5 protein-coding genes are annotated in these 6,250 nt (G+C 67.7%); 4 read left to right on the forward strand and 1 reads right to left on the reverse strand.

Going from position 1 to position 6,250, the window contains the following annotated elements; translation table 11 throughout:
- Positions 1 to 311: 311 nt before the first annotated feature.
- A complete protein-coding gene (locus tag ACH107_RS29050) occupies positions 312 to 1,214 on the reverse strand; it encodes a LysR family transcriptional regulator (RefSeq protein WP_412509201.1) in 903 nt (300 codons plus the stop codon).
- A gap of 94 nt (positions 1,215 to 1,308) precedes the next feature.
- Here ACH107_RS29050 and ACH107_RS29055 point away from each other — a divergent pair, with 94 nt between their 5' ends.
- From ACH107_RS29055 to ACH107_RS29070, 4 genes are read left to right on the forward strand one after another with little or no spacing between them, the layout of a single operon-like run.
- Positions 1,309 to 2,271, forward strand: a complete 963-nt coding sequence (locus ACH107_RS29055; protein WP_412509202.1) for a TAXI family TRAP transporter solute-binding subunit — start codon at positions 1,309 to 1,311, stop codon at positions 2,269 to 2,271.
- A gap of 4 nt (positions 2,272 to 2,275) precedes the next feature.
- Complete coding sequence (locus ACH107_RS29060) at positions 2,276 to 4,135, forward strand: TRAP transporter permease (RefSeq protein WP_412509203.1); 1,860 nt, start codon at positions 2,276 to 2,278, stop codon at positions 4,133 to 4,135.
- Positions 4,132 to 5,460 (forward strand): acyclic terpene utilization AtuA family protein, encoded by a 1,329-nt coding sequence (locus ACH107_RS29065; RefSeq protein ID WP_412509204.1) that lies wholly within the window; start codon positions 4,132 to 4,134, stop codon positions 5,458 to 5,460. The genes ACH107_RS29060 and ACH107_RS29065 overlap by 4 nt, the downstream gene beginning before the upstream one ends.
- Before the next feature lies 1 nt (position 5,461).
- Positions 5,462 to 5,758 carry a hypothetical protein gene (locus tag ACH107_RS29070; protein ID WP_412509205.1) on the forward strand — a complete coding sequence of 99 codons (297 nt, stop codon included), beginning with the start codon at positions 5,462 to 5,464 and terminating at the stop codon, positions 5,756 to 5,758.
- Positions 5,759 to 6,250 lie beyond the last annotated feature (492 nt).

Below are 6,250 nucleotides of genomic sequence, written 5' to 3' on the forward strand. Positions count from 1 at the left end.
ATCAGATCAGGGCCGAGCAAAAAGCCCTTGAACCCGAAGCCGTCACGGAGGTTAAAATGGCGGCCTAACCAGCGCAACGCGCTGTCTCAGAACCGTGCCACGGTACAATGAACTAGAAATCCTCCGTTATGAAAACCTCAAATCTGTCCTATAGGCGCTGACGTCAGACAAAATTTTTTAAGTTACTTGCTGCATTTAAACAACGATTTCTCCCTACTGAGCTTGACGCGTGCCGGGACAGGCTGCAAGCAAGCTGGTCAGCAGGGCATCGAACGCATGATGTCACCGCTCCCTGTTTTGCACGAGCCGGGTCAGAGCCCTCTGCGTTGCTGCACCAGCTCGAAGAAGGCCAGAGCGGCGGGGGAGAGGGTCTTGCCAGTCCGACGGACGAGGCCGATGCGACGCTTCGCCCCGAAATCCGCGATCGGCCTCTGGATCAGACGGCCCATGTCGATGGCCGGTAGCGTGAGCGTTGGCAGCGCGGTCACGCCGAGCCCCGCAAGGACCAGTGCACATGTCGTCGCGAGATGCGAGACCTCGAACCGGGGCGCGAGTGACCTGCCGATCCTGAGGCACGCGCCGTCGAGCAACTCTCGCACGCTGGTCCCCTCGGCCATGGCGATGAAGGGCATCCCGACGATCTCCGCCCAGCCGTAGACCCGGTCTTCGGCCAATGGCCCCTCGGGGTGGCCGATCGCCACGAACTCGTCGTCCATCAGCGGCAGGAAGTCGAGCCGGCTACGTGTTGAGACGGTGCCGGCGGCGAAGCCCAGATCGGCGGCGCCGCTCTCCACCGCTTCCAGCACGCTGCCCGACAGCGCGTCGAGGATCCGCAGGTCGATCCCGGAATGCGCCCCCGAGAAGTCGCGGATCAGCTGCGGCAACAGGCCCGCCGTCACCGAGGGCAGGCCGGCGATCACCAGCCGGCCCTGGCGCGCGGAAGCATGCGCATCGAACTCGGCCATGCCGTCCTCGACCGCGTGCAGCATCCGCTGCGCCACGCGCCCGAACACCTCGCCCGAGGCCGTAGGGTAGACGTTGCGTGTGTCGCGGTCGAAGAGCCGGACGCCAAGCCGCTCCTCCAGCCCGGAGACCTGCCGCGACAGCGCCGAGGGTGACCGGCCGAGAATGACGGCGGCGGTGCGGAACGAGCGGGTCTCGAGCACGGTGGTGAACGCCCTGATGTCGGCGAGTGATACATTATTGTGATCCATGCACGTATTATGAACAACAATGCACTTTACGCAACCATACCGCCCCTCCATCCTCCTCAGAGCGCCCTCAGGGGCGGAACTATGGGAGGATCACATGAAGACCATTCTCGGCGCCCTTGCCGGCGCGACCCTGCTGGCCGGGCCGGCGCTCGCCCAGGACCAGGACCTGCTGGTCGGCTCGACCTCGGCCTCGTCCAGCCACTACGGCTATTTCGTCGCGGTGGGCCAGCTCATCAACGAGAACGCCGAGGGGCTGTCCGCCTCGGTGGTCGAGACCGGCGCGACGCTCGACAACATCAAGCGGATGGCGCGCGACCAGGTAGACCTGGGCCTCGTCACCACGAATACCGTGCAGCACGCCTATGCCGGAACCAACGCCTTCGAGGGCAACCAGCAGGACCTGCGGCTGCTCTGGGTCTACACCAACGCGCCGCAGAACGTGGTGATCCGCGCCGATGCCGGGGTCGACAGCCTCGAAGGGCTCGAGGGCGTGACGTTCAATCCGGGCATCCGCGGCTCCTCGACCGAGGCGACGACGGAGGCGGTGTTCGATACGCTCGGGCTGACCGCCGATTTCTCGCGCGGTTCGACCACCGACATCGTCAGCGCGATCAAGGACAACCGCGTGGCGGGCTACGTCAAGTCCGGCTCGGGCCAGAAGCTCGACGGCTCGACGATGGACATCGCGACTTCGACCGATATCGAGGTGCTCGGCCTCAGCGACGAGCAGGCCCAGACCCTGCGCGACGAGATGCCCGACATCTCGGTGGTCGACATCCCCGAGGGCGCCGCGGAAGGAATACCCGACTACAAGACCTGGGCCTTCGGCGTCGGCGTGGCGGCACCCGCCTCGCTGGACGAGGAGGCGGCCTACAAGATCGTCTCGGCGATCATGGCCGACGACAGCGCGCAGGCCAACGCGATGGCCAGCATCAAGGACGCGGATCTCGCGCAGATGACGCTCGATTACGGCACGATCCCGCTCCACCCCGGCGCGGCGCGCTGGTTCGAGGAGAACGGCTACGACATCCCGGAGAAACTCCAGCCCGAGGAGTGATCCGGTGAGCCTCGAGCGCATCCAGAAGGCGCTGGCCGTCCTCGTCGGCGCCTTCGTGTTCTACACCGCTGCGACCGGTCCCTTCGAGGGACTGATCCAGCGCGCCCTCTTCCTCGCGCTCGTCTCCTGCCTGGGTTTCGCGCTCTACCCTTTGGGGCGCGGAACCTCTTGGCGTGCCGTGGGCCTCGCCGTCGATGTCGCGCTGGCGGCGGTGACGGTGGTGGCCTGCGGCTACGTCGTCTGGAACTATGAGTCCATCATGGGCTCGCTGCCCTGGGCCACGACGCTCGACATGGCGCTGACCGTGGGGCTTGTCGGCGCGGTGCTGGAGCTCGGCCGCCGCACGGTCGGGCTGATCTTTCCGGCTCTGGTGCTGGTCGGGATCGCCTATGCGCTGCTGGGCGACATGCTGCCCGGACCGCTCGGCCATCGCGGCTTCGACCGGGGCTTCGTCACCGAGACGATCTTCCTCGGCGATCTCGGCATCTGGGGCATGCTGATGGGCGTCGCCTCCACCGTGATCGCGGCCTTCGTCCTGTTCGGCGCGCTCCTTCTGCATACCGGCGGCGGCCAGGCCTTCATGGATTTCGCGATGCGCGTCGGCGGCCGTCAGCCGGGTGGCGCGGCGAAGATCGCCACCATCGCCAGCGGCCTCTTCGGCATGATCTCAGGCTCGGCCGTCGCCAATGTCGCCACCACCGGCAACTTCACCATCCCGATGATGATCCGGCTCGGCTATCCGCGCCCCTTTGCGGCGGCGGTCGAGGCGGTGGCTTCCACCGGCGGCCAGATCGCGCCGCCGATCATGGGGGCGGCGGCCTTCGTCATGGCCGAGATCCTCGGCATGTCCTATTGGACGATCATCGTCGGTGCGATGCTGCCGGCGATCCTGTTCTACGTCTCGGTCTTCATGACCGTGCATTTCGTCGCCCTGCGGCGGGGTCTCGCGCTTTTGCCCGAAGACGAGATGCCGAGCTGGCGCTTAATCGGCGCGCCGCGCCGGGTGCTGCCGATCCTGCTGGCACTCGGGGGGCTGGGCGTCGGCATCTATCTCGGCCGCTCGATCGCCACCTCGGCCTTCTACGGCGTGGTCGGGCTGCTGATCGCCTTCTTCGCCACGCAGGCTGGGCGGCTGAGCCCGCGCGAGATGGCGGGGCGGCTCCTGTCGGGGCTCGAGGATGCGGGCCGCGGCATGGTCATCATCGGCGTGCTTCTGGCGGGCGCGCAGGTGCTGGTCTCGATGATCAATCTGACCGGGATTGGCATAACTCTGTCCTCGATGATCGTGAGCTGGGCCGGGGACTCGACCGTCCTCGTCGCGCTGATCGTTGGCGTCGTCTGCCTGATCATGGGGATGGGCTTGCCGACGACCGCCGCCTATGTGCTGGTCGCCGCCGTGCTGGCGCCGGCGCTCACTGCGGTTGGGGTCGCGCCGCTTTCGGCGCATCTGTTCGTGTTCTACTTCGCAACGCTCTCGGTCATCACGCCACCGGTCTGCGTGGCGGTCTTTGTCGGCTCCGGCATCGCCGACACCAACTGGCTCCCCGCCGCCGGCGAGGCGGTGCGGCTGGCCGCCGTCACCTATGTCGTGCCGTTCCTGCTCCTGCTTTATCCCGGGATGACGATGCAGGGCGGCGCGCTCGACATCGTCGAGGCCGTCTTCGCCGGGCTCGCCCTGGTCGTCGCGATCCCGGCGCTGCTGTCGGGCGCGAGGTTCACCGGTCACCGGGTGGCGGATCCGGCGCTCTTCGCGCTCGTCATCGCGCTGGCAATCTGGCCGCATCCGGTGACGCCCTTTGCGGCGCTCGCCCTTCTGATCGCCGGCCGCGCCTTCGGGCGAACCCGGGGGGAGGCGCTGGCATGACGGTACGGATCGGTGCAGGCGCGGGGTTCTCGGGCGACCGGATCGAGCCGGCCGTCGACCTCGCCGAGCGTGGTGAGCTCGATTTCCTCATCTTCGAGTGTCTCGCCGAACGGACCATCGCCCTTGCCCAGCAGGCGAAGCTTGCAGATGCACGCGTGGGATACGACACGAAACTGGAGCGGCGGATGCGCGCGGTGCTGCCCGCCTGCCGACGGGCCGGCACACGCATTGTCACCAACATGGGCGCGGCGAACCCCGTCGCCGGGGCCGAGGCGGTCCGCCGTGTCGCGCGCGAGCTCGGGCTGACCGGGCTGAAGGTGGCCGCCGTCACCGGCGACGACGTGTTCGACCGGGTCGGAGAGCTGCTGCTGGCCGAGACCGGCTGCACCGCCGGAGCGCTCGGCGAGCGGCTGGTCTCGGCCAATGCCTATACCGGCGTGGCCGGCATCGTCGCGGCGCTCGATGCGGGCGCCGAGGTGGTGATCTGCGGGCGCGCCTCGGACCCCGCGCTGTTTCTCGCGCCGCTGGTGCACAGCTTTGGCTGGGCGATGGACGACTGGACCCGGCTCGGCCGTGGCACCCTCGTTGGGCATCTGCTCGAATGCGCCGCACAGGTGACGGGCGGCTATTTCGCCGATCCCGGGTTCAAGGACGTCCCCGACCTCGCGCGGATCGGCTTCCCGCTGGCCGAGGTCGACCCCGACGGCGATGCGGTGATCACCAAGCTTGCGGGAACCGGGGGCATGGTGACGCGCGCCACCTGCACCGAGCAGCTTCTCTACGAGATTCACGACCCCGCCGCCTATCTGCAACCGGACGTCGTCGCCGATTTCACCGGCGTAACCTTCGCGGAAATCGGCCCTGACCGCATCGCCGTCACCGGCGGAGCGGGCCATCCGGCCACAGGCAAGCTCAAGGTCGCGGCGGGCTACCGCGACGGCTGGATCGGCGAGGGGCAAATCTCCTATGCCGGACCCGGCTGCGTCGCGCGCGGCCGCCTGGCGATCGAGATCGTCGGCGCGCGGCTTGCGGCCTGCAACGGCGAGATCGACGAGCATCGCGGCGAGCTGATCGGTTGCGATTCCGTGGCGGGACCGACCGGGCGCGACGGCCCCGAACCGCCCGAAATCCGCATGCGCTACGCCGCCCGCTGCCGTTCGCGCGACACCGCCGCGCGCATCGCCGAGGAGGTGGAGGGTCTGTACCTCTGCGGCCCCTCCGGCGGCGGCGGCGTGACGGGACGGATACGCGAGGTGATCGGGATCGCCCCGGGCCTGATGCCGTCCGGGTCGGTGTCGCAGTCCTTCCATCTGATCGGGGCCTGACATGAAGCTGCGCGACATCGCCCATGCCCGGACGGGCGACAAGGGCGACACCACGAACATCGCGGTGATCGCCTATCTCCCCGAGGACTGGCCCCGCCTTGACGCCGCGCTGACCGAGGAACGCGTAGCCGAGCACCTTGGCGCCGCTCCGGGCAGCGTCACGCGCTACGCGCTGCCGCAGCTCCATGCGCTGAACTTCGTGATCCAGCAGGCGCTGGCAGGCGGCGTGACCAGATCGCTCGCTCTCGATGCACACGGCAAGTGCCGCGGCGCCACGCTGCTCGATGCGGACCTATAGGCGGCACGGCGTTCTCCAGTGATCTCCGAGGCGCACGAACGGCCGCTTCGGGAATCCACACTGCGGCGCCGCCGTTTGCCTTGAAGGTCCGTTCAGGGGCGTCCACGTCGGCTCGATCGTCGTGCAGACAGGGCGGTGAGTAGCCCTTCGCTGTGCCGGTCAGGAACGGCGACAATGCGCAGGGAGCGGGCTTTGCAAAGCTTGCGCTGTTTCCCAATAGCAGCCTTTTGTGTAAGGTGCAGCTTGAGCCAATTGAGAGCCCTTTGGACCGACATTCCCCAAGTGGCCTGCGACATGACGGAAAGTTCGCCGGTCGAGGCCGTACGGTCAAGCATTTCCTCTCTCCGGACCTTGCTTGGCCTGGCGCAGACGTCCGGTTGTGGGTGTTTCAGGCCAAGCGACGGGGTCATCCTGTGCCTTCTGAGGCGTTTTTCAGCGCGTCGGACAGACCTGTCGAGCCGGTTTCGTTCAGTTGGGGTCCGGATTGCGGTC

The sequence above is a fragment of the Roseovarius halophilus (ex Wu et al. 2025) genome, assembly GCF_047086965.1.